Here is a 23065-nt window from a genome sequence, read left to right on the forward strand (position 1 = left end):
ACGGGGAGGGAGTCAACACCGATGCACATCCACCGCACGCGCCTGGCCGGCGCCATCCGCTTCGCCGTCGCGACCTTCGCGCTCGGCGCCGCACCCGCCTTCGCGCAGGAGCGCGAGTTCGACCTGCCCGCCGGCGACGCGGCGCGGGTGCTGCCGGACTTCGCCAGGCAGGCGCAGCTGCAGATCGTCGCGCCGGCGGACCGGCTGGAAGGCGTGCGCACCCCGGCGCTGCGCGGCACGATGGACGCGCGCGAGGCGCTGGCGCGGCTGCTGGCCGGCAGCGGCCTCGGCGTGGCCCGCGACGACGGCCACACCATCGCGCTGGGCGGGGCGCGTGCCGAAGCGCCCCTGCTGGCCTCGGCGGCGCCGCTGGCGCTCGACGCGCAGGCGGTGCCGGCGCAGGAAGCCGCCGGCCCGGCGCCGCAGCCGCTGCCGCAGCCGGTGGACGCGCCCGCGGCGGCGGCCACCCGCGACCTGGACGCGGTGACGGTCACCGGCTCCTTCATCCGCCGCATCGACAGCGAGACCGCGCTGCCGGTGACCACGCTGTCGCGCGAGCAGCTCGACACCACCGGCGCGACCACCCTGTCCGAGGCGATGGCCTACCTGCCGCAGTCGGCCGGCTTCGACAACGCCGAGACCTCCACCGGGCCCAACGCCGCGCGCGGCGACGCCGCCTCGATCAACCTGCGCGGGATCGGTTCCGGCAACACGCTGGTGCTGCTCAACGGCCGCCGCATCGCCCCGCACCCGATCTCCGAGGGCGCGGTGCCGCGGCTGTCGGCCAACATCAACCAGATCCCGCTGGGCGCGATCGAGCGCGTGGAGGTGCTGCGCGACGGCGCCTCGGCGCTGTACGGCTCCGACGCGGTCGCCGGCGTGGTCAACACCATCCTGCGCCGCGACTACCAGGGCGCCGAGGCCAGCGTGCGCCACGGCTGGGTCGACGAGGGCGACATGGCCGAGACCTCGATCAGCCTGCTCGGCGGGCGCAACTTCAACGGCGGCCGCACCAACCTCATGGGCTTCGTCGGCTACTACGACCGCGACCCGCTGTACACCCGCGACAAGTGGTACAGCCGCACCGGCGACCTGCGCGAGCGCGCCGGCAGCGACAGCACGCTGTGGGACAACCGCTCGGTCAGCGGGCCGTACGGCAGCTACACCGCCGGCCGCGTCGGCGCCGACGGCGAGTTCTCCGCGGTGCGCGCGCCGGGCCTGCCCGGCTCCGCCTTCCACGTCGCGCCGGACGGCGGCGGCACCCGCGTGGCCGCAGGCGCGATGCCGCGCGAGCTGCGCTACGACTACACCCCCGAGTACGTGCTGCTGCCCGAGAGCACCCGCCACCAGGTCTTCGGCGCGTTGAACCACAGTTTCGGCAACGGCGTCGAGGCGACCCTGGAGGGCTTCCACTACCGCGCCGACTCCTGGACCTCGAACGCCGCCTCGCCGATCTCGGCCAATGCCGACAACGGCATCTACGTGCCGGCCAGCAACTACTACAACCCCTTCGGCAGCCGCTTCTACGGCCCCGGCACCGACAACCCGGACATCGCGCCGCTGGACGTGCGCATCAACAACTACCGCCCGCTGGAACTGGGCCCGCGCACCGCCGACGTCTCCTCGCGCGCCTACCAGGTGGTCGGCGGCCTGCGCGGCCATCTGGGCGAGTGGAACTGGGAGGGCGGGGTGGGCTACGGCCGCGGCAAGACCCGCGACGAGGCCGGCAACATGATGAGCGAAAGCCGCCTGCGCGAGCGGCTGGCGCTGGACACGCCCGACGCCTTCAACCCCTTCGGCGGGCCGGGCGCCAACGGCCAGGCGGTGCTGGACGCGGTGCGCATCGGCACCTGGCGCGAGGGCGAGGCCTCGCTGGGCGTGGCCGATTTCCGCGCCACCGGCCCGCTGATGGACCTGCCGGGCGGCACCCTGCAGATGGCCGCCGGCGTGGAGTACCGCCGCGAGACCTTCGACGACCGCCGCGACCCGCTGTCCAACGCCGACGACGTGATCGCGCTGAGCCAGACCAGCGATTCCAGCGGCAGCCGCAACGTGCGCTCCGGCTTCCTCGAGCTGTCGGTCCCGATCTTCGGCGACCTCAACGCGCGCCCCGGCTTCCGCCGCATGGAGCTGTCGCTGGCCGGCCGCGCCGAGCGCTACAGCGACTTCGGCACCGCCGCCAAGCCGAAGTTCGGCTTCAGCTGGGGCCCCACCGACTGGCTGCTGCTGCGCGGCTCATACAGCGAGGGCTTCCGCGCGCCGACCCTGGCGCAGGTGTTCGTGGGCGAGATCGTGCGCCGCAACGCCGGCACGCCGGATCCCTACCGCGCCGACGTGACCGGCACGCCCGCCGACCTCGGCGACGAGTCGCGCCAGGTGATCCGCGGCGGCAACGCCGACCTCGGCCCGGAGGAGGCCAGGCAGCACTCGATCGGCCTGGTCCTGCAGCCCGCCTTCGCCGAGGGGCTGTCGCTGAGCCTGGACTACTTCCGCATCCGCCAGCGCGACGTCATCGACACCTACGGCGAGGCGCAGCAGCTCGCGCTCGACCACCAGCTGCGCAGCAGCGGCCAGGGCGCCAATCCGGCGGTGGTCCGGCTGCCGGTCACCGACGCCGATCGCGCCGCCTTCGACGCCTGGAACGCGGCCAACCCCGGCGCCCCGCGCGCGCCGGCCGGCGCGGTGGACTACGTCATGGACACCTTCGTCAACATCGCCGCGCGCACCATTTCAGGCTACGACGCCAGCCTCGCCTGGCGATTGCCGGAGACGCGGCTGGGGCGGTTCAACCTGCGCCTGGACGTGGCCTACATGGACCGCTACGAGGAGCGCGTGAGCGACGACGCCGTGGCGACCTCGCCGTTGCGCATCAACGGGCTGCCGCGCACGCGCGGCGTGCTGTCGGTGAGCTGGCGCCGCAACGGCCTCGATGCTGCGGCGATGGCGCAGTACATCGGGTCGTTCTACGACACCAGCGCGCCGGTCGATGCCGACGGCCGCGCCTACAAGGTCGACGACTGGGTGACGGTGAACGCGCACGTCGGCATCCGCCTGGAGGGCTTCGCGGGTGGCCGCAGCCAGTTGCGCTTCGGCGCCAACAACCTGTTCGACCGCGCCCCGCCGCTGGCCGACGAGGACCGCGCCTTCTTCGAGGGCGTGCACGACGGCCGCGGCAGGCTGTGGTACGCGGAATGGCGCTACACCCTGTGAAGCGCGCGACCGGCCGGCTCGGCCTCGCGCTGTCTGCCGCGCTGGCGGCCTCGGCCGCCGCCGCGGCCGGGCCGGCGGGCGACGACCCGGATGCGCGCATGCGCGCCGCGCTCGACGCCTACGCGCCGCGCCTGGCCGAAGTCGCCGACGAGCTCTGGCGCTGGGCCGAGGTGGGCTATCGCGAGACGCGATCGTCGCAGCGCCTGCAGCAGGAACTGCGCGAGGGCGGCTTCGAGGTCGAGGCCGGGGTGGCCGGCATGCCGACCGCGTTCGTGGCGCGCGCCGGGCGCGGCGGCCCGGTGATCGCGCTGCTGGCCGAGATGGACGCGCTGCCCGGCGCGTCGCAGGCGGTGGCCGCCGAGCGTCGCGGCGTGGACGGCCAGGCGGCCGGGCATGCCTGCGGGCACAACCTGTTCGGCGCCGGCAGCGTCGCCGCCGCGATCGCGATCCGGCGGTGGCTGCTCGACAGCGGCACGCCCGGCGAGGTGCGCGTCTACGGCGCGCCGGCCGAGGAGGGCGGCGCCGGCAAGGTCTACCTGGTCCGCGCCGGGCTGTTCGACGACGTCGATGCGGTGCTGCACTGGCACCCGGCCGACGCCAACAGCGCCGCGCAGCCGGCCTCGATGGCCAACGTCAGCGGCCGCTTCCGCTTCGAGGGCGTGGCCTCGCACGCCTCCATCTCGCCGGAGCGCGGCCGCTCGGCGCTGGACGGGGTCGAGGCGTTCAACCACATGGCCAACCTGCTGCGCGAGCACGTCCCCGAGGGCACCCGCATCCACTACACCATCAGCGACGGCGGCGGCGCGCCGAACGTCGTGCCCGCCTCGGCCGAGGCCTACTACTACGTGCGCCACCCCGACCCGGCGGTGGTGCGCGAGGTGTTCGCGCGGCTGCAGCGCGCGGCCGAGGGCGCGGCGCTCGGTACCGGCACCCGGGTGGCGTACACCCCGGTCGGCGGCGTGTACGGCCTGCTGCCCAACGACACCCTCGGCCACGTGCTCGACGCGGCGTTGCGCGCCGATGGCGGCCTCGCCCTCGGCCAAGCCGAGCGGGGTTTCGCGCGCGCGCTGCAGGGCACGCTGGAGCGCGCGCCGCCGCTGGCGCAGGTCGACACGGTCGCCGACTACGCGGTCGGCGGGCTGTCGCACGCCTCCACCGACGTCGGCGACGTCAGCTGGAACGCGCCGACCGCGGGCCTGTCCACCGCGACCTGGGCGCCGGGCACCGGCGCGCATTCCTGGCAGGCGACCGCGGCCTCCGGCCATGCGCTCGGCCATCGCGGCGCGCAGGCCGCGGCCCGCGCGCTGGCCGCCGCCGCCGCGCGGCTGTACCGCGAGCCGGCGCTGCTGGCGCAGGCGCGCCGGGAATTCGAGCAGCGCCGCGGCGGCGACGCCTACCGGCCGCTGCTCGAGCGCGACGCACCGCCGCTGGACTACCGGGACTGACGCGCGGGTGCGCGACGCGGCGGCTCAGGCCAGCCGCAACTGCAGCCCCAGCGCGCCGAGGTCGCCGGTCTCGCTCTCCAGGTCGGCGCGCAGCAGCGGCCGCGAGTCCAGCCAGCGCGGGTCCAGCTTCAGCACCAGGGTATCGCCCTCGGCGAACGCCTCCAGTTGCGGGATCGGCTGGGTCTCGCGCGCCCGGTTGAGCACCACCGCCACCCGCAGCAGCAGGCTGAGCCGCCGTGCGGAGGCCAGCAGGCGGTCGGGCAGCGCGTCGAACGCGGTCTTGGCGATCTTGCGGCGGTGGCTGCGCACCATCGCGGCCATGAATTGCTGCTCCTGCCGCGAGAAGCCGGCGATGTCGGAATGCTCGATGACGTAGGCGCCGTGCAGGTGGTAGCCGCTGTGGGCGATGGTCAGGCCCAGCTCGTGCAGGCGCGCGGCCCAGCCCAGCATCAGCAGGTCGTCGCCGCCGAGCTGCCAGTCGCGCGCGACCTGGTCGAACAGCCGCACCGCGGTCTGCTCCACGCGCTCGGCCTGGGCATCGTCGATGCCGTAGCGCTGGATCATGTTGCGGATCGAGGTCTCGCGCGGGTCGTCGCCGCTGCCGCGGCCGAGCATGTCGTACAGCACGCCCTCGCGCATCGCCGCCTTGCTGACCGCCATCCGGTCCAGGCCCAGGCTGGCGAAGGCCGCCTCCAGCACCAGCAGGCCGCCGGCGATGATCGGCCGGCGGTCGTCGGACAGCCCCGGCAGGTCGATCTCGTCGATGTGCGGGGCCTGCAGCAGGCGGTCGCGCACCGCGGGCAGCGCGGGGGCCAGCACCGCGCCCTTGGTGAGCTTCATCGCCGCGCAGATCTCGCCGATGGCCTTGGCGGTGCCCGACGCGCCCAGCGCCTCGTGCCAGCCCAGCATGCGGTAGGCGGTGGCGAACTGCTGGAATTCCGCCGAGACCTCGGTCAGCGCCTCGCGCCAGCGCTTGCGCGACAGCCGGCCGTTGGGGAAGAACCGGCGGGTGCTGGAGATGCAGCCGACCTGCAGGCTCTCGCGCTCCAGGGTGTCGAAGCCGCGGCCGATGATGAACTCGGTCGAGCCGCCGCCGATGTCGATCACCAGCCGCCGTTGCCCCGGCTTCGGCGGCTGCGCGTGCGCCACCCCCAGGTAGATCAGGCGCGCCTCCTCCCGGCCGGAGATCACCTCGATCGCGTGGCCCAGCGCGTCCTCGGCCGGCACCAGGAAGGCCTGCGGGGCCGACAGCTGGCGCACCGCGTTGGTGGCCAGCGCGCGCACGCGGGTGGGGGGGATGTCGCGGATGCGCTCGCCGAAGCGCGACAGGCAGGCCAGCGCGCGCTGGCGCACGTCGGCGCGCAGGCCGCCCTTGCCGTCCAGGCCCTCGCCCAGGCGCACGGTCTCGCGCAGGCGGTCGAGGATGCGCAACTGCCCCATGGTGTAGCGCGCCACCACCATGTGGAAGCTGTTGGAACCCAGATCCACCGCCGCGAGCATGTCGCCGTCGCTGAAGGCGGGCGTCATGGTGTCCGCGAGGGCCAACGTGCGGGATGGACTCATCGTGCGGCGGGCGAGGCGGCACGATGCCGCGGTGGGCGGAAGTTTAACCGACGCCCGGGCGCGCGCGCCTCAGCCGGCGATGCGCGCCAGCAGCCACGACTGCGCCGAGTGCGGCATGGCGTCGCCCTCGGGCCGCAGCAGGCGGTAGCTGCCGTCGGCCTGCAGCTCCCAGGCCTGGGTGTTGTCGGCCAGGTAGTTGTCGATCACCTCGTGCTTGACCCGCGCGGCGATGTCCGGGTCCAGGAACGGGAAGCAGGTCTCCACCCGGTGCAGCAGGTTGCGCTCCAGCCAGTCGGCGCTGGCGCCGAACAGCTCCGGCTCGCCATCGTTGGCGAACCAGTAGACCCGGTGGTGCTCCAGGAAGCGGCCCACCACCGAGATCACGCGGATGTTCTCCGACACGCCGGGCACGCCCGGGCGCAGGGTGCAGGCGCCGCGAACGATCAGCTCGATCCGCACCCCGGCCTGCGAGGCGCGGTACAGCGCGCGGATCACCTGCGGCTCGTTGATGGCGTTCATCTTGGCCACGATCCGCGCCGGGCGCCCGGCGCGCGCGTGCGCGGCCTCGCGCTCGATGCGCTGGATCACCCCGCTGTGCAGCGTGAACGGCGATTGCAGCAGGTGCTGCAGGCGGATCGCCGGCGCCAGCCCGGAGAGCTGCTGGAAGATCTGGTGCACGTCGCTGCCGATGGCGGGGTCGGCGGTGATCAGCCCCAGGTCGGTGTAGGCGCGCGCGGTGCCGGAGTGGTAGTTGCCGGTGCCCAGGTGCACGTAGCGGCGCAGCTTGCGGCCCTCGCGGCGCACGATCAGCAGCATCTTGGCGTGGGTCTTGAAGCCGACCACGCCGTAGACCACCTGCACGCCCGCCTCCTGCAGGCGGTCGGCCACGCCCAGGTTGGCGTCCTCGTCGAAGCGCGCGCGCAGCTCCACCACCACGGTCACGTCCTTGCCGTTGCGCGCGGCCTGCACCAGATGCTCGACGATCGCCGAGTCCTTGCCGGTGCGGTACAGGGTCTGCTTGATCGCCAGCACGTTCGGGTCCTCGGCCGCCTGCTTGAGCAGCTCCAGCACCGGGGTGAACGCGTCGAAGGGGTGGTGCAGCAGCACGTCGCCGTCGGCGACCCGCTCGAAGATGTCGTCCATGCCGCGCAGCTGCCGGGCCTGGAACGGCGGGAACTTCAGGTCCGGGCGCTGCACCAGGTCGTAGACCTGGATCACCCGGTTGAGGTTGACCGGGCCGTCGATGCGGTAGACGGCGTTCTCGGGCAGGTCGAAGTTCTTCAGCAGCGTGGCGACGATCGGCTTCGGGCAGTTGGCGGCGATCTCCAGCCGCATCGCCCGCAGGTAGCCGCGGCCGGCCAGCTCGTCGCGCAGGGCGAGCGCGAGGTTCTCCACCTCGTCCTCGTCCACGATGACCTCGGAGTTGCGGGTGACGCGGAACTGGTAGGCGCCCTTGACTTCCATGCCCGGGAACAGTTCGCCGACGAATTCCGACAGCACCGCCGACAGGAACACGAAGTCCGACTCGCCGCCCGACACCCGCTCCGGCAGCTGGATGATGCGCGGCAGCGAGCGCGGCGCGCGCACGATCGCCAGGTGCCCGCTGCGGCCGAACGCGTCCTTGCCCTTCAGCACCACCACCACGTTGAGCGACTTGTTGAGGATCTTCGGGAACGGGTGCGCCGGGTCCAGGCCCAGCGGCGACAGCACCGGCATGATCTCGTCGCGGAAGTAGGCGCGCAGCCAGCGCTTCTGCCGCGCGTTCCACTGCTCGCGGCCGACGATGCGCACGCCCGCCTCGGCCAGCGCCGGGCGCAGTACCTCGTTCCAGCAGGCGTACTGGCGCGCCACCAGCTCCGCGGCGCGGTCGTGGATGCGCCGCAGCACCGTCGCCGGGGCCAGCCCGTCGGGCGGCATCGGCATCGCCAGCTCCTGCGCGTGGCGCACGGTGGCGGCGCGGATCTCGAAGAACTCGTCGAGATTGGTGCAGGAGATGCACAGGAAGCGCAGGCGCTCCAGCAGCGGCACCGAGGCGTCCTCGGCCTGCGCCAGCACGCGGAAGTTGAAGTCGAGCTGGGACAGCTCGCGGTTGAAGTACAGCGCGGGGTCGGTCAGCGGATCGGCCGGCAGCGCCGGGTCGGCGGCCGCGCGGCGCCGGCGGATGGTGTCGCGCGACAGTTCAGAGCGAGCGGCTGGCCTGGGGGCGCGGTTGTTCACGCGTGGCTCCGGGGTTCGGGAAGTGGCCGGCGTCGCGCGCATGCACGCGGTCGCGCGGGAAATGGCAGGAGAACGTGCTGCCGCGGCCGACCTCGCTCTCGATGTCGAGGCGGGCCTGATGGAGCTGCAGCACGTGCTTGACGATGGCCAGCCCGAGCCCGGTCCCGCCCAGCTCGCGCGAGCGGCTGGTGGAGACGCGGTAGAAACGCTCGGTGATGCGGGGCAGATGCGAGGCCGGGATGCCGTAGCCGGTGTCCCGGACCGAGAGCGTCGCCCCGCCATCGTCGCCGCGCGCGAAGCGGATCGCGATGCGGCCGCCCGCCGGAGTGTAGCGCACCGCGTTGGAGACCAGGTTGGAGAACGCGCTGTGCAGTTCCTTGATCGATCCCCACAGGTCGACCTGCGCGGCGTCCTCCACCGTGACCGTATGGCGACCCTGGCCCAGGGCTTCGGCTTCCCGCCGCAGGGTCGACAGCAGCGAGGCCATCGGCACGCTCTCGTCGGCCACCGCTTCCTGCGCCTCCAGCCGCGACAGCGTGAGCAGGTCCTCCACCAGCTGGGTCATGCGCTGCGATTGCAGCCGCATCTCGGCCAGGATCGGCGCCCAGTCCGGCTGCTCGGCGGGATCGAGCATGTCGAGGTAGCCGTGCACCACGGTGAGCGGCGTGCGCAGCTCGTGCGAGACGTTGGCGACGAAGTCGCGGCGCACCTGCTCCAGCCGCATCAGCTTGCTGACGTCGCGCGCGACCAGCAGCCACAGGTGCTCGGAGTAGGGGATCAGCTTCAGGCTCAGGCGCAGGTCGGGGTCCAGCGGCGAGGGCGCGTCGAGCAGCGGCTCGGCGTGGCGGCCGCTGGCCAGCCAGTGGGCGATCGGCAGCGGTTGCAGGCGGTCGCCGATCGGCGCGTCGATGTCGGCGGGGTACTGCAGGCCGAGCAGGTGGGAGGCGGCCTCGTTGAACCACTGCACGCGCTGGCTGTTGCGGTCCAGCACCACCACCGCGTCGGGCAGCGCGGCGGCCGCCGCGCGGTAGGCGCGCAGCATCTCCACCAGGCGCCGCTTGCGGCTGCGGGTGTCGTCCTGGTTCTGGTGCAGCAGGCGGTCGAGCGCGTCCCAGGCGCCGCCATCGCGGCCGGGCGGGAGGCGCTGCCTGGATTCCAGCCGCTGCAGCAGGCGGTACAGGCGCGCGCCGTTCCAGGCCAGCAGGCCGATCGCGGCGGCCGCCAGCAGCGGCCAGGGCTGGCCGAGCGCCAGCCCGGCCAGCGCCGCGGCGGCCAGGATCAGCAGGTGCTGCGCGAGCGTGCGCGACCAGGCGGAGCGGGTGTGGGCGGGCATGGCGTCAGTGTGCCGCACGGCGCCCGGCGCGGGCGACGCCGCCGCCGGGCCGGCCGCGCGGTCGCTGCCGGGTGGACTCACATCGCGGCCGAGAAGCGGTAGCCCGCGCCGCGCACCGTCTGCACCATGCCGTCCAGCGCCACCGGCTCCAGGGTCTTGCGCAGGCGGCGGATGTGCACGTCCACGGTGCGCTCCTCCACGTAGACGCTGCCGCCCCAGACGTGGTCGAGCAGCTGGGTGCGGGAGTACACCCGCTCCGGGTGGGTCATGAAGAAGTGCAGCAGGCGGTACTCGGTGGGGCCGATGTTGACCGGGGTGTCGCCGGCGAACACCCGGTGGGCGGCGCCGTCGATGCGCAGGTTGCCGACCTGCACGCTGCCGTCCTCGTCGTCCTCGCGCGAGCGCCGCATCACCGCGCGGATCCGCGCCAGCAGTTCGCGCGCGGAGAACGGCTTGACCACGTAGTCGTCCACCCCGGCTTCCAGCCCGCCGACGCGGTCGTTCTCCTCGCCGCGGGCGGTCAGCATGATGATCGGCACTTCGCGTGTCAGTTCCTCGCGCCGCCAGCGCCGGGCCAGGTCCAGGCCGCTGACGCCCGGCAGCATCCAGTCCAGCAGGATCAGGTCGGGCACCCGGTCGGCGATCGCCGTCTGCGCCTCGCGCGCGTCGCCGGCGTGGGCCGGCTCGAAATCGCCCTTGCGCAGGGCGAACGCGACCATCTCGCGGATGGCGGGTTCGTCGTCGACGATCAGGATGCGCTTCTGCATGGGGTCTGTCTGGCGTCCGGGAGGCCGGTCGGTGGCATTAGACGACAGATCGGTGACACTTGTATGACGCGTCCGGCCGGGCGCGACCGGCCGGACGCGGCGCCCGTTCAGCGCCGCCGCAGGTCCTCGTCGCGCATGCCCTGGCGGCGCAGTTCCAGCACCGTGGGGGTGATCGCCGCGATCCGCGCGTCGATCCGCGCCCGGGCGTAGTAGTCCAGGTCGTCGCGCTTGCGCAGGGTGTTGAGCTGCATCAGCGCTTGTTCGGCGCGGCCGCTCAGGAAGGCCGCCTCGGCATGGGCCTCGCCGGCCCGCACCGGGTCGCCGGCGATCTCGCTGATCCGGGCGAAGGTGCGCTGGAAGATCGGATCGTCGGCGGCGCTGCGCAGCAGCGGGCGCAGCAACTCCTGCGCCCGGCGCCCGGCCTCGGGGGTGTTGCGTTCGGCCAGCATGCCGGCATAGGTCAGCGCGACCGCGCGGTGGTTGGGCAGGCGCCGCAGCAGCGCCTCGAAGCGGCGGTCGCCGTCGGCCGCGCGCCCCGAGCGGATCTCGGCCTCCGCCAGCGACACGTTCAGCCACAGGTCGTCGGGGTGTTCTTCCAGCAGCGCCGCGAACTGGGTGGCCGCGGCGGCGTACTCGCCCGCGCGCAGCCGCGCCAGCGCCAGCCCGTAGCGCTGGTCGTCGCCCAGCGGCCCGTTGCGCCGCATCGCCTCGTACTCGCGGATCGCCGCGGCCGGGGTGTTGGCGCTGAGCACCCGCATCCGCTCGCGCGTCCAGCCGAACACCACCGGGTCGCCGCCGCCGCCGGCGCGGGCGCCTTCGGGCAGGCGCAGCGAGACCGGCAGCAGCGGGTTGGCGGCGCCGCTGCCGACATGGCCGAACGGCGCGTCGGCGATGATCGCGCGCTCGGTGCGGGTGGCCGTCGGCGTGGTGGTGGTGGCGACCACCGCGCCGCTCTCGCGGGCGATCTGCTCGGCGCGCTGGCGCGCCTCGCTGATGCGGGTGGTGGTCACCGGGTGGGTGCGCAGGTAGTCGGGCAGCCGCTCGCGCTCGCCGCCCTGGTTGGTGCGCGAGACCGCCTGCATGCGCTCGAACATGCTGGCCATGCCCTCGAGGTCGTAGCCGGCGCGGGCGAGGGTGCGGATGCCCAGGCGGTCGGCCTCGGACTCGTTGGAGCGGGTGTAGTCGATCTGGCGCTGGATCGCCCAGCCCTGCGCGCTGGCCATCGCCGCCATCGCCGCCTCCCCCGAGGAACTGCTGTCGGAGCCGGCGGCCACCGCGATCGCGCCCAGCATCGCCAGCAGGATCGGTACGCTGTCGCGCTGCGCGCGCTCGGCGCCGCGCAGCACGTGGTTCTGGGTGACGTGGGCGATCTCGTGCGAGAGCACCGCCGCCACCTCGTCCTCGCTCTGCGCGGTCAGCACCAGGCCGACGTTGAGGCCGATGTAGCCGCCGAGGGTGGCGAAGGCGTTGATGCTGCGGTCCTTCATGGTGAAGAAGGTGAAGGACTGCTGCGGGCGGTCGCTGGCCGCGGCCAGCCGGCCGCCGACGGTGCGCAGCCAGTCGTCGATCAGCGGGTCCTCCAGCACCATGTCGTAATGGCGCAGCTGCGCCAGCAGCATCTGCCCGTACTCCTGCTGCTTGGCCGGGCTGAGCAGGGTGCCGGCGGAGGAGCCGATGTCCGGCAGGCGCTCCTGCGCCCCGGCGTGCGGACCGGCCGCGGCCAGGGCGAGCAGGAAGGCGGTCAGGGCAGGGCGCATGCGAGGCATCGTAACCGGGCGGATGGAGCATGGGGGGCGCCCGGCACGCTGGCGTGAATCGGCGGTGAAGGGCGCGCGGAGGCGGCCGGGGTGGAAAAGCCCGCTTGCCGCACCCACACTCTGACCACCCGACCCTCGGCAAGTTTCCGGAGCCCCGCGTGAGCGTTCCCCAGATCACCCTCTACACCAGCGCGGTATGCGGCTACTGCGTCGCCGCCAAGAATTTCCTCAAGAGCAAGGGCCTGGAATGGACCGAGATCCGCATCGATCTCGACCCCGAGGCGCGCCGGCGCATGGTGGAGACGACGGGCCGCACCAGCGTGCCGCAGATCTTCATCGGCGACACCCACGTCGGCGGCTACGACGACATGATGGCGCTGCAGCGCGCCGGCGGCCTGGAGCCGCTGCTGGCCGGCGACCGCGCATGAGCGGCGGCGACGAGGCCGAGCGGGTACGCGCCTTCACCGCGTTCCGCAAGCGCATGAACGAGCGCATCCTGGCCGAGCCGAACCAGGTGGTGCGGCGCTTCTTCGCCCTGGACACCCAGGCCTACCAGCCCGGCGCGCTCGACGCCCGGACCAAGGAGCTGCTGGGCCTGGTGGCCTCGCTGGTGCTGCGCTGCGACGACTGCATCGCCTACCACGTCGCCCAGTGCCGCGAGGCCGGGGTCGGCCGCGACGAGATGTTCGAGGCGTTCTCGGTCGGCCTGGTGGTCGGCGGCTCGATCGTCATCCCGCACCTGCGCCGGGCGGTGGACTTCCTCGACCAGCTGGAGCAGGGCGAGGCCGCCTCGCCGGCCGTCCACGACCACGGCTGACGGCGCGGCGCGGCCGCGCGCGGCTATAATGGCGCGCTCCCTTCTGACCCCGGCGCCCGGTTCGCGCGGCGCCCGCTTGCACGGAAACTCCCCCACATGACCCAGACGATCACGGTCATCCGCGGCGACGGCATCGGCCCGGAGATCATGGATGCCACGCTCCACGTCCTCGACGCGATGAACCTCGGCCTGCGCTACGAGGAGGCCGACGCCGGCCTCGCGGCCCTCGAGAAGCACGGCGAACTGCTGCCCGCGCAGACGCTGGAATCGATCGCCCGCAACCGCATCGCGCTCAAGAGCCCGCTGACCACGCCCGTGGGCGAGGGCTTCAGCTCGATCAACGTCGCGCTGCGCCGGCATTTCGATCTGTACGCCAACGTGCGTCCGGCCAAGTCGTTCCCCAACACGCGCTCGCGCTTCGCCAGCGGCGTGGACCTGATCACGGTGCGCGAGAACACCGAGGGCGCCTACATCGGCGAGGGCCAGACCCTGTCCGAGGACGGCGAGACCGCCACGCTGATCCAGCGCGTCACCCGCAAGGGCTCGGAGCGCATCGTCCGCTACGCCTTCGACCTGGCGCGCCGCACCGGCCGCAAGAAGGTCACCGTGGTGCACAAGGCCAACATCCTCAAGACCACCTCCGGCCTGTTCCTGAAGGTGGCGCGCGAGGTGGCGGCGCAGTACCCGGAGATCGAGTGCGCCGAGATGATCGTCGACAACACCTGCATGCAGCTGGTGATGCGGCCGGAGCAGTTCGACGTCATCGTGACCACCAACCTGTTCGGCGACATCATCTCCGACCTGTGCGCCGGCCTGGTCGGCGGCCTGGGCCTGGCCCCGGGCGCCAACATCGGCGCCGAGGCGGCGATCTTCGAGGCCGTGCACGGCACCGCGCCGGACATCGCCGGCCAGGGCAAGGCCAACCCCTGCGCGCTGCTGCTGGGCGCGGCGCAGATGCTCGACCACCTCGCGCGTCCGGAGGACGCCGCGCGCCTGCGCGAGGCCGTCGTCGCCACCCTGGAGGCGAAGGATGCGCTGACCCCGGACCTGGGCGGCAGCGGGACCACCACCACCTTCGCCCGGGCCATCGCCAGCCGGCTCTGAGCCGCGGCGGCGACGCATGCGAAGAAGGGCGCCCTCGGGCGCCCTTCTTCGTTTTTCCGATGGACGAAGCGACGCGCGGGCGCGCCCCGTCGCCGGGCGCTCAGTCGCGGCTCTGCAGCTTGGCCAGCAGGCGCAGGAACTCCAGGTACAGCCAGACCAGGGTGACCAGCAGGCCGAACGCGCCGTACCACTCCATGTACTTGGGCGCGCCCTGCTCGACGCCGGACTCGATGAGGTCGAAGTCCAGCACCAGGTTCAGCGCCGCCACCACCACCACGAACAGGCTGAAGCCGATGCCGATCAGGCCGTTGTCGTGGATGTAGGGCATGTCGATGCCGAACAGGCGCAGCGCGATGCTGGCCAGGTAGACCAGCATGATGCCGCCGGTCGCCGCCACCACGCCGAGCTTGAAGTTCTCGGTGGCGCGGATCAGCCCGCTGCGGTAGGCGAACAGCAGCGCGAACAGCGTGCCGAAGGTCAGCAGCACGGCCTGCATGACGATGCCGTCGTAGAGGTTGTTGAACATCGCCGAGATCGCGCCCAGGAACAGGCCCTCGACCAGCGCGTAGAGCGGGGCGGTGACCGGCGCCCACTCCTTCTTGAAGACGGTGACCAGGGCGACGACGAAACCGCCGATCGCGCCGCCCCAGACGTACGCGCCGACGTTCGCCGCCGGCTGGCCGTCGGCGCCGATCGCCTGGCTCCAGGAGAACGCCGCGGTCAGCACCGTCAGCAACAGCAGGATGCCGGTCTTGTTGACGGTGCCGTTGAGGGTCATCGCGTCGCCGCCACGGGCGACCACGCTGCCGCTGCCGAGATCGAGGAAGGTCGACTCCTTCAGAGCCGGATTGCCGCTGCGCATCGGGGGTCTCCATTCGTTCGTGTGTCCGGACCGCCGGAGGATACCCTGCGGGCGTGTCGGCCGACAGTGGACGCCGCGGCGCCGCGTTGACAGGGGTGCCGGCGCTCCCGACAATGAACGACCCGCGCGCCCAGGCGCCGGGCGAACCGTAACGACGTCGGCGGGGTATAGCGCAGTCTGGTAGCGCGCCTGCTTTGGGAGCAGGATGTCGGGGGTTCGAATCCCTCTACCCCGACCATTCGGCCGCCCGGCGGCCCGGCGCGGCGGTGCCCCAGGTCCAGCCTGTTCCCGGGCGCCCGTAGCTCAACCGGATAGAGCACCGGCCTTCTAAGCCGGTGGTTGCAGGTTCGAGTCCTGCCGGGCGCGCCAGCCGTCGTCTCCATCGCCGCCCGCACCGGCGGACAGTAGACGCCGCCGCGAGGGCGCCGTAAACTTTCCAGTTCCCATCGGCGTCGCCGGTCGGGCGGGCAGGGGCGGTCGCCGAACGCGGCCGCGCGCTGCGTCAATGGTGGCTGTAGCTCAGTTGGTTAGAGTACTGGATTGTGATTCCAGTGGTCGGGGGTTCGAATCCCCTCAGCCACCCCAATCTCCGCGCATGCGGAGGGCGTTGCCAAACGCGCAGGGTCTGTTACACTGCGCGCCCGATTTTCGGGGCCGTTAGCTCAGTTGGTAGAGCAGCTGACTCTTAATCAGTAGGTCCAAGGTTCGAATCCTTGACGGCCCACCAAGTCATCGAAGACGCCCGGCTCGCGCCGGGCGTTTTTCGTCTGATCGCTCGCCGCGCGCCGGCGCGCATAGAATGGCCCCGCGCGAAAGTGGCGGAATTGGTAGACGCACTGGATTTAGGTTCCAGCGGGCAACCCCCGTGAGGGTTCGAGTCCCTCCTTTCGCACCAGCATGGCTGCCCGCGGCGCCCGGGCCGGGGAGGCGGGGCTCGCCCGCCCAAGGCGTTGCGCGCCGCGGCGGCCCCCGCGGCCTGCGCGCGCGACGCATCGCGCGCTGGCGGTCCCCCGGCGAATCGGCCAAAATATCCCGTTCTGCCGCCCGGGCGCCCCGGGGCCCCGCGCGTGCCGCGGGCGGCAGCCACAACACCCGTCGACATCGCTCGCGGCTCCGCCGCGCCCCAGGAGTGGATATGCAAGTTTCGGTCGAATCCGTTGGCAACCTCGAGCGTCGGATGACGTTCCGGCTTCCGGCCGAGCGCCTCGAAGGCGATGTCAGCGGGCGCCTGCGCGAGATCGCGCGCACCGCGCGCATCAAGGGCTTCCGCCCCGGCAAGGTGCCGGCGCGCGTCATCGAGCAGCGCTTCGGCGAGCAAGTCCGCGCCGAGGTGCTGGACCGGCTGCTGCGCGAAGGCTTCGACGAGGCCGTGCGCGCCAACGACCTGCGCATCGCCGGCGCGCCGCGCATCGAGCCGCAGTCCGAGGGCGGGGAGGAATACGCCTACGTCGCCACCTTCGAGGTGGTGCCCGACTTCGGCGAGCTCGACATGTCCAAGCTCAGCGTCGTGCGCCACACCGCCGAGGTGACCGAGGAAGACATCGACCGCATGATCGAGAACCTGCGCCTGCAGCGGCGCAGCTGGAGCGCGGTGACGCGCCCGGCGGCCAGCGGCGATGCGGTGGACCTCAAGACCTGGTCGCAGCTGGGCGAGGAGCGGCTGCCGGCCGAGGGCAGCGAGGACGGCACCGCGGTGCTGGGCAGCGGTGCCATGTTGCCGGCGCTGGAGTCGGCGCTGGAGGGCATGTCCGCCGGCGAGGAGAAGACCGTCGAGGTCGAGTTCCCGGCCGACTGGCGGGTGCCGCAGCTGGCCGGCCGCAAGGCCCAGGTCCACCTGGCGGTGGAGCGCGTGTCCGAGCCGGTGCTGCCCGAGGCCGACGCCGCCTTCATCAAGAGCTTCGGGGTCAAGGACGGCAGCCTGGAGACCTTCCGCAAGGAGATCCGCACCAATCTCGAGCGCGAGCTGAAGGGCGCGCTGATGAACCGCCTGCGCCGCGAGGTCGGCGAACAGCTGACCGCGACCTGGGCCGAGGTGGAGCTGCCGCCGAAGCTGGTCGAGAACGAGGCCCGGGCGATGGTCCAGCAGGCCGCCGATCAGGCGCGCCGCCAGGGCCGCAAGCTCGACGTGCCCGCCGACGCCCACCTGGGTTTCATGGACGCCGCGCGCAAGCGCGTGCTGATGGGCCTGCTGGTCGGCGAGGTCGCGCGCAGGAACAAGCTGCAGCTCGATCCCAAGCGCCTGAACGAGACGCTGCGGCTGATCGCCTCGACCTACGAGGAGCCGGACCAGGTCATTGAGTTGTACCGCAACGATCCCCAGCTCATGTCCGGCCTGCAGAACCGGGTGATGGAAGAGCAGGTGATCGACTGGATCGCCGAGCGCGCCCAGCACACCGAGCGCACGCTGACCTTCCAGGAAGCCATCTCGCAGTGATGCGGGCCCGTGACGCCGGTCGCGTGCCGGCGGCGTACGGCGCGAACCCGTCGCGACCGCCCGCGCCGCCGGCGCGGGCGACCCAACCAACGCAGGAGATCCGCGCGTGGACCATGTGACCAAAGCCCTCAACCTGGTGCCGATGGTGGTCGAGCAGACCAGCCGCGGCGAGCGCGCCTACGACATCTACTCCCGGCTGCTGAAGGAGCGGATCATCTTCCTGGTCGGCCCGATCGACGACCACGTGGCCAATGTCGTCGTCGCGCAGATGCTGTTCCTCGAGGCCGAGAACCCCGAGAAGGACATCAGCCTGTACATCAATTCGCCCGGCGGCGTGGTGACCGCGGGCCTGGCGATCTACGACACCATGCAGTTCATCAAGCCCGACGTCAGCACGATGTGCATCGGCCAGGCGGCCAGCGCCGGCTCGATGCTGCTGATGGCCGGCGCCAAGGGCAAGCGCTACGCGCTGCCGAACTCGCGGGTGATGATCCACCAGCCCTCCGGCGGCGCGCAGGGCCAGGCCACCGACATCGAGATCCACGCGCGCGAGATTCTGTACCTGCGCCAGCGCCTGAACCAGCTGTACGCCGACCACACCGGCCAGCCGCTGGAGCAGATCGAGCGCGACATGGAGCGCGACCGCTTCCTCAGCGCCGAGGGCGCGAAGGAGTACGGGCTCATCGACGAGGTGCTGCAGCGGCGTCCCGACGAGTCGATCCAGCCCGCCTGAACGGCGCCGAGAGCGCTCGCCGCGGATCCGCGAAAGATGCGCAACCCATTGATGGCACTGGCGTTTGTACGCATCCGGCGCGCGCGCTGGCGCGATCCGGCCGCTGTGCTATTCTCGGCCCGTCTCTCCGCTCCGGCGGGCCGTTTCATCTGGTAAACCGAAGCACATGAGCAAAGACCCCCAGGGCCGTTCCGGCGATGGCAACAAGATCCTGTACTGCTCCTTCTGCGGAAAGAGCCAGCACGAGGTCCGCAAGCTGATCGCCGGCCCCAGCGTGTTCATCTGCGATGAATGCGTGGAACTGTGCAACGACATCATCCGCGAGGAACTCGAGGAGAAGGCGCAGTCGGCGCGCAGCTCGCTGCCCAAGCCCAAGGAGATCCTCGAGGTCCTGGACCAGTACGTGATCGGCCAGCAGCGCGCCAAGCGCACGCTGGCGGTGGCGGTCTACAACCACTACAAGCGCATCGAGAGCCGGCAGAAGAACGACGACGTCGAGCTGGCCAAGTCCAACATCCTGCTGGTCGGCCCGACCGGCTCGGGCAAGACGCTGTTGGCCGAGACGCTGGCGCGCCTGCTCAACGTGCCGTTCACCATGGCCGATGCGACCACGCTCACCGAGGCGGGCTACGTCGGCGAGGACGTCGAGAACATCATCCAGAAGCTGCTGCAGAAGTGCGACTACGACGTCGAGAAGGCGCAGCAGGGCATCGTCTACATCGACGAGATCGACAAGATCTCGCGCAAGAGCGAGAACCCCTCCATCACCCGCGACGTGTCCGGCGAGGGCGTGCAGCAGGCGCTGCTCAAGCTCATCGAGGGCACCATGGCCAGCGTGCCGCCGCAGGGCGGGCGCAAGCACCCGCAGCAGGAGTTCCTGCAGGTCGATACCAGCAACATCCTCTTCATCGTCGGCGGCGCCTTCGCCGGCCTGGAGAAGATCATCCAGCAGCGCAGCGCGGACGCCGGCGGCATCGGCTTCGGCGCCAAGCTCAAGAGCAGCGAGCGCAAGGCCGATACCGGCAAGGTGCTGGCCGACGTCGAGCCGGAGGATCTGATCAAGTTCGGTCTGATCCCCGAGTTCGTCGGCCGCCTGCCGGTGGTCGCCACGCTGGAGGAACTGGACGAGGCCGCGCTGGTCAAGATCCTCACCGAGCCGAAGAACGCGATCACCAAGCAGTTCAAGCGCCTGTTCGAGATGGAGGGCGTGGAGCTGGAGTTCCGCGACGACGCGCTGGCCGCGATCGCGCGCAAGGCGATCAAGCGCAAGACCGGCGCGCGCGGGCTGCGCACCATCGTGGAGTCCGTGCTGCTCGACACCATGTACGACCTGCCGTCGCTGGAGAACGTCAGCAAGGTGGTCGTGGACGAGTCGGTCATCGAGCACAAGTCGGACCCGTACCTGATCTACCAGACCCCGGCCGCGCCCAAGGTCGCCGCCGGCGAGTGAGCCCGGGGCGCCGTCCGGCGCCCTGGCCCCCGAATGCCGCGCCCGATCCGGGCGCGCGCCCGTTTTCCGCGACTCCCTGCCGCCACCGGGCGAATCGCCCCCGCGGGCGGTACGCTGTGTCCGCTTGCAAGCGTCCGCCGATAGCCCCATAACGGGCCCAGTCCCGGGCGGTCCGGCCCGGGCCCACGTTCCCGGAGTTCCGATGACCGCTTCCACCGAAACCGCCGCTTTCGATCTGCCGGTGCTGCCGCTGCGCGACGTGGTGGTGTTTCCGCACATGGTGATCCCGCTGTTCGTCGGCCGCGAGAAATCCATCCGTGCGCTCGACCTGGCGATGGAGGCCGACAAGCGCATCCTGCTGGTGGCGCAGAAGTCGGCCGAGACCGACGACCCGGGCGCGGCCGATCTCTACGAGGTCGGCACCGTGGCCCAGATCCTGCAGTTGCTGAAGCTCCCCGACGGCACCATCAAGGTGCTGGTCGAGGGCGTGTCGCGCGCGCGCGCGAGCGCGATCGTCGAGCGCGGCGGCACGCTGACGGCGCAGGGCCGCGAGGTGGAATCCACCGAGGATCGCGACCCGCGCGAGATCGAGGCCGTCGCGCGCTCGCTGATGAGCCTGTTCGAGCAGTACGTCAAGACCAGCCGCAAGCTGCCGCCCGAACTGCTGCAGACGCTGGCGGGCATCGACGAACCCGGGCGCCTGGGCGACACCATCGCCGCGCACCTGGGCGTGCGCCTGGCCGACAAGCAGAAGCTGCTGGAGACCTTCGGCATCGGCGACCGGCTGGAACAGCTGGTCGGCCTGGTCGACGGCGAGATCGACGTGCAGCAGATGGAGAAGCGCATCCGCGGCCGGGTCAAGTCCCAGATGGAGAAGTCGCAGCGCGAGTACTACCTCAACGAGCAGATGAAGGCGATCCAGAAGGAGCTGGGCGAGATCGACGACGCGCCCAACGACATCGAGGAGATCGCGCGCAGGATCGCCGAGGCCGGCATGCCCAAGGCCGTCGAGGCCAAGGCCAGGAGCGAGTTCAACAAGCTCAAGCAGATGTCGCCGATGTCGGCCGAGGCCGCGGTGGTGCGCAACTACCTCGACTGGCTGCTCGGCGTGCCGTGGAAGAAGCGCACCAAGGTGCGCAAGGACCTGAAGGTCGCGCAGGAGACCCTGGATGCCGACCACTACGGCCTGGACAAGGTCAAGGAGCGCATCCTCGAGTACCTGGCCGTGCAGGCGCGGGTGAAGCAGCTGCGGGGGCCGATCCTGTGCCTGGTCGGCCCGCCCGGCGTGGGCAAGACCTCGCTCGGGCAGTCGATCGCCAAGGCCACCAACCGCAAGTTCGTGCGCATGAGCCTGGGCGGCGTGCGCGACGAGGCCGAGATCCGCGGCCACCGCCGTACCTACGTCGGCTCCATGCCCGGACGGATCGTGCAGAACCTCAACAAGGCCGGCACCAAGAACCCGCTGTTCGTGCTCGACGAGATCGACAAGATGTCGATGGACTTCCGCGGCGATCCGTCCTCGGCGCTGCTGGAAGTGCTCGATCCCGAGCAGAACAACGCCTTCAACGACCACTACCTGGAGGTCGATCTCGACCTGTCCGAGGTGATGTTCGTCGCCACCTCCAACTCGCTCAACATCCCCGGCCCGCTGCTCGACCGCATGGAGGTCATCCGCATCCCGGGCTATACCGAGGAGGAGAAGCTCAACATCGCCACCCGCTACCTGGTGCCCAAGCAGCTCAAGGCCAACGGCCTGAAGGCCGACGAGCTGAAGATCGCCGAGGCCGCGATCCGCGACATCGTGCGCTACTACACGCGCGAATCCGGCGTGCGCAACCTCGAGCGCGAGATCGCCAAGATCTGCCGCAAGGTGGTGAAGGAGCTGGCCCTGGCCGGCCCGCAGCCGGCGAAGAAGGCGTCCACGGTGTCGGTGACGGCCAAGAACCTCGACAAGTACCTCGGCGTGCGCCGCTACGATTTCGGCCGCGCGGAGCAGGACAACGAGATCGGCATGGTCACCGGTCTGGCCTGGACCGAGGTCGGCGGCGACCTGCTGCAGATCGAGTCCACCCTGGTGCCCGGCAAGGGCCAGCTGATCCTCACCGGCCAGCTCGGCGACGTGATGAAGGAATCGGCGTCGGCGGCGCTGTCGGTGGTGCGTTCGCGCGCCGAGCGGCTGGGCGTGGACATCGACTTCCTGCAGAAGCACGACGTGCACGTGCACGTGCCCGACGGCGCCACGCCCAAGGACGGCCCGAGCGCGGGCATCGCGATGACCACCGCGCTGGTGTCGACGCTGACCAAGATCCCGGTCCGCGCGGACGTGGCGATGACCGGCGAGATCACCCTGCGCGGCCGCGTCACCGCGATCGGCGGTCTCAAGGAGAAGCTGCTGGCCGCCATGCGCGGCGGGGTGCGCACCGTGATCATCCCGGAGGAGAACCGCAAGGATCTCACCGACATCCCGAAGTCGGTCGGCCAGCACATCAAGATCGTGCCGGTGAAGTGGATCGACGAGGTGCTCGATCTCGCGCTGGAGCGTCCGCTCACGCCCAGCAAGGCCAAGAAGGAGGTCGCGCCGGTGATCGCCAAGCCGCGCTCGCGCAAGTCCCCGACGCAGACCGGGGTCAAGCATTGACACCGCTCCGGCGCATGCGTTAACCGCGCCGAAATGGCGTAGTTATGCGCTTTTTTCTTGCGAAAGGGCAGGGGCGCTGGTATAACGACGGCACTCGCGATGCGCGACTTCGGTCGCGCATCGCGCTTTCCACGGCCGGTCTCACACAATTCGAAACGTAACAGGGCCGACCGCCATCTTTCGCGGCACCGGGTGCCGCACAGGAGCGTCTTTCCATGAAGAAGTCCGATCTGGTCAACTCCGTCGCCGCGAAGAGCGACCTCACCAAGGCCCAGGCCAGCACCGCCGTCGACGCCGTGTTCGACACCATCATCGAAGCGCTGGCGCAGGGCGAGGATGTCACCATCGCCGGCTTCGGCACCTTCGAGGTCCGCGTGCGCGCCGCCCGTACCGGCCGCAACCCGCGCACCGGCGAAGAGATCCAGATCCCCGCCTCGAAAAATCCTGCGTTCAAGGCTGGCAAAGCCCTCAAGGACGCTGTAAACTAAGCGGCTCCGCAGGGTGCTTAGCTCAGCGGTAGAGCGTCGCCCTTACAAGGCGAGGGTCGGGGGTTCGAAACCCTCAGCACCCACCACGCCGAGAGTTGCAAGAGTTACGAACGCGGAGCGGTAGTTCAGTCGGTTAGAATGCTGGCCTGTCACGCCGGAGGTCGCGGGTTCGAGTCCCGTCCGCTCCGCCATCGACTCGGAAGGGCACCGGAAACGGTGCCCTTCTTTTTTTGGGTGCGCCCGGCAG

16 protein-coding genes and 7 tRNA genes are annotated in these 23065 nt (G+C 71.4%); 17 read left to right on the plus strand and 6 right to left on the minus strand.

Annotation, left to right across the window (positions count from 1 at the left end):
• The first annotated feature begins 21 nt into the window (after positions 1-21).
• A complete protein-coding gene (locus tag Z164_RS0105985; RefSeq protein ID WP_024889823.1) occupies positions 22-3210 on the plus strand; it encodes a TonB-dependent receptor in 3189 nt (1062 codons plus the stop codon).
• A complete protein-coding gene (locus tag Z164_RS0105990; protein ID WP_024889824.1) occupies positions 3207-4655 on the plus strand; it encodes an amidohydrolase in 1449 nt (482 codons plus the stop codon). The genes Z164_RS0105985 and Z164_RS0105990 overlap by 4 nt, the downstream gene beginning before the upstream one ends.
• Before the next feature lie 24 nt (positions 4656-4679).
• Here Z164_RS0105990 and ppx read toward each other — a convergent pair whose 3' ends face one another.
• The 5 genes from ppx to Z164_RS0106015 form a co-directional block, all read right to left on the minus strand.
• On the minus strand, positions 4680-6182 hold the full coding sequence (ppx, locus tag Z164_RS0105995) for an exopolyphosphatase (RefSeq protein ID WP_024889825.1): 1503 nt from the start codon (positions 6180-6182) through the stop codon (positions 4680-4682).
• Positions 6183-6287: 105 nt separating this feature from the next.
• The gene (ppk1, locus tag Z164_RS0106000) at positions 6288-8477 is read right to left on the minus strand and encodes a polyphosphate kinase 1 (RefSeq protein ID WP_081770086.1); all 2190 of its coding nucleotides are present in this window, start codon (positions 8475-8477) and stop codon (positions 6288-6290) included.
• Positions 8398-9768: a phosphate regulon sensor histidine kinase PhoR gene (phoR, locus tag Z164_RS0106005; RefSeq protein ID WP_024889827.1), complete on the minus strand. Its 1371-nt coding sequence runs from the start codon at positions 9766-9768 to the stop codon at positions 8398-8400. The genes ppk1 and phoR overlap by 80 nt, the downstream gene beginning before the upstream one ends.
• Positions 9769-9845: 77 nt before the next feature.
• Complete coding sequence (phoB, locus tag Z164_RS0106010) at positions 9846-10535, minus strand: phosphate regulon transcriptional regulator PhoB (RefSeq protein ID WP_024889828.1); 690 nt, start codon at positions 10533-10535, stop codon at positions 9846-9848.
• A gap of 107 nt (positions 10536-10642) precedes the next feature.
• Entirely contained in the window at positions 10643-12292 is a 1650-nt protein-coding gene (locus tag Z164_RS0106015; RefSeq protein WP_024889829.1) for a M48 family metalloprotease, read from the minus strand.
• Between the two features lie 158 nt (positions 12293-12450).
• Between Z164_RS0106015 and grxC the strand changes: the two genes are divergently transcribed.
• The 3 genes from grxC to Z164_RS0106030 all read left to right on the plus strand — a co-directional run bounded on the left by grxC (position 12451) and on the right by Z164_RS0106030 (position 14213).
• Entirely contained in the window at positions 12451-12720 is a 270-nt protein-coding gene (gene grxC, locus Z164_RS0106020; protein ID WP_024889830.1) for a glutaredoxin 3, read from the plus strand.
• Positions 12717-13109, plus strand: coding sequence for a carboxymuconolactone decarboxylase family protein (locus Z164_RS0106025; protein WP_024889831.1), 393 nt, complete (start codon positions 12717-12719; stop codon positions 13107-13109). Before grxC ends, Z164_RS0106025 begins: the two co-directional genes overlap by 4 nt.
• A 96-nt stretch (positions 13110-13205) precedes the next feature.
• Complete coding sequence (locus tag Z164_RS0106030; protein WP_024889832.1) at positions 13206-14213, plus strand: isocitrate dehydrogenase; 1008 nt, start codon at positions 13206-13208, stop codon at positions 14211-14213.
• 100 nt (positions 14214-14313) lie between these two features.
• Here the strand turns inward: Z164_RS0106030 and Z164_RS0106035 are convergent, their stop codons facing one another.
• Entirely contained in the window at positions 14314-15075 is a 762-nt protein-coding gene (locus Z164_RS0106035) for a Bax inhibitor-1/YccA family protein (RefSeq protein ID WP_024889833.1), read from the minus strand.
• A gap of 161 nt (positions 15076-15236) precedes the next feature.
• Between Z164_RS0106035 and Z164_RS0106040 the strand changes: the two genes are divergently transcribed.
• From Z164_RS0106040 to Z164_RS0106095, 12 genes are all read left to right on the plus strand, one after another.
• Positions 15237-15313, plus strand: a tRNA-Pro gene (locus Z164_RS0106040).
• Positions 15314-15367: 54 nt separating this feature from the next.
• Positions 15368-15444 (plus strand) — tRNA-Arg (locus Z164_RS0106045).
• A gap of 139 nt (positions 15445-15583) precedes the next feature.
• Positions 15584-15660 (plus strand) — tRNA-His (locus Z164_RS0106050).
• Between the two features lie 66 nt (positions 15661-15726).
• Positions 15727-15802, plus strand: a tRNA-Lys gene (locus tag Z164_RS0106055).
• An 82-nt stretch (positions 15803-15884) separates the two neighbouring features.
• Positions 15885-15970: transfer RNA gene (locus Z164_RS0106060), tRNA-Leu, on the plus strand.
• 240 nt (positions 15971-16210) lie between these two features.
• Positions 16211-17509 carry a trigger factor gene (gene tig / locus Z164_RS0106065; RefSeq protein WP_024889834.1) on the plus strand — a complete coding sequence of 433 codons (1299 nt, stop codon included), beginning with the start codon at positions 16211-16213 and terminating at the stop codon, positions 17507-17509.
• Between the two features lie 106 nt (positions 17510-17615).
• Positions 17616-18242: an ATP-dependent Clp endopeptidase proteolytic subunit ClpP gene (gene clpP / locus Z164_RS0106070; RefSeq protein ID WP_024889835.1), complete on the plus strand. Its 627-nt coding sequence runs from the start codon at positions 17616-17618 to the stop codon at positions 18240-18242.
• A 166-nt stretch (positions 18243-18408) separates the two neighbouring features.
• Positions 18409-19692, plus strand: a complete 1284-nt coding sequence (gene clpX, locus Z164_RS0106075; RefSeq protein WP_024889836.1) for an ATP-dependent Clp protease ATP-binding subunit ClpX — start codon at positions 18409-18411, stop codon at positions 19690-19692.
• 202 nt (positions 19693-19894) lie between these two features.
• Positions 19895-22330, plus strand: a complete 2436-nt coding sequence (gene lon / locus Z164_RS0106080; RefSeq protein WP_043689341.1) for an endopeptidase La — start codon at positions 19895-19897, stop codon at positions 22328-22330.
• Positions 22331-22545: 215 nt separating this feature from the next.
• On the plus strand, positions 22546-22818 hold the full coding sequence (locus tag Z164_RS0106085) for an HU family DNA-binding protein (protein ID WP_024889838.1): 273 nt from the start codon (positions 22546-22548) through the stop codon (positions 22816-22818).
• Between the two features lie 11 nt (positions 22819-22829).
• Positions 22830-22904 (plus strand) — tRNA-Val (locus Z164_RS0106090).
• 28 nt (positions 22905-22932) lie between these two features.
• Positions 22933-23009: transfer RNA gene (locus tag Z164_RS0106095), tRNA-Asp, on the plus strand.
• The last annotated feature ends 56 nt before the right edge of the window (positions 23010-23065 follow it).

Origin of the sequence: Luteimonas huabeiensis HB2, from assembly GCF_000559025.1 — a bacterium.
GTDB classification, from domain to species: domain Bacteria; phylum Pseudomonadota; class Gammaproteobacteria; order Xanthomonadales; family Xanthomonadaceae; genus Luteimonas; species Luteimonas huabeiensis.

Coding starts and splice junctions, on each gene's coding strand:
- Z164_RS0106035 (WP_024889833.1), bottom strand. CDS start 15,075: ATGCGCAGCGGCAATCCGGCTCTGAAGGAGTCGACCTTCCTCGATCTC.
- Z164_RS0105985 (WP_024889823.1), top strand. CDS start 22: ATGCACATCCACCGCACGCGCCTGGCCGGCGCCATCCGCTTCGCCGTC.
- lon (WP_043689341.1), top strand. CDS start 19,895: ATGACCGCTTCCACCGAAACCGCCGCTTTCGATCTGCCGGTGCTGCCG.
- phoR (WP_024889827.1), bottom strand. CDS start 9,768: ATGCCCGCCCACACCCGCTCCGCCTGGTCGCGCACGCTCGCGCAGCAC.
- phoB (WP_024889828.1), bottom strand. CDS start 10,535: ATGCAGAAGCGCATCCTGATCGTCGACGACGAACCCGCCATCCGCGAG.
- Z164_RS0106015 (WP_024889829.1), bottom strand. CDS start 12,292: ATGCGCCCTGCCCTGACCGCCTTCCTGCTCGCCCTGGCCGCGGCCGGT.
- Z164_RS0106030 (WP_024889832.1), top strand. CDS start 13,206: ATGACCCAGACGATCACGGTCATCCGCGGCGACGGCATCGGCCCGGAG.
- tig (WP_024889834.1), top strand. CDS start 16,211: ATGCAAGTTTCGGTCGAATCCGTTGGCAACCTCGAGCGTCGGATGACG.
- clpX (WP_024889836.1), top strand. CDS start 18,409: ATGAGCAAAGACCCCCAGGGCCGTTCCGGCGATGGCAACAAGATCCTG.
- ppk1 (WP_081770086.1), bottom strand. CDS start 8,477: ATGCGCGCGACGCCGGCCACTTCCCGAACCCCGGAGCCACGCGTGAAC.
- Z164_RS0106085 (WP_024889838.1), top strand. CDS start 22,546: ATGAAGAAGTCCGATCTGGTCAACTCCGTCGCCGCGAAGAGCGACCTC.
- Z164_RS0106025 (WP_024889831.1), top strand. CDS start 12,717: ATGAGCGGCGGCGACGAGGCCGAGCGGGTACGCGCCTTCACCGCGTTC.
- ppx (WP_024889825.1), bottom strand. CDS start 6,182: ATGACGCCCGCCTTCAGCGACGGCGACATGCTCGCGGCGGTGGATCTG.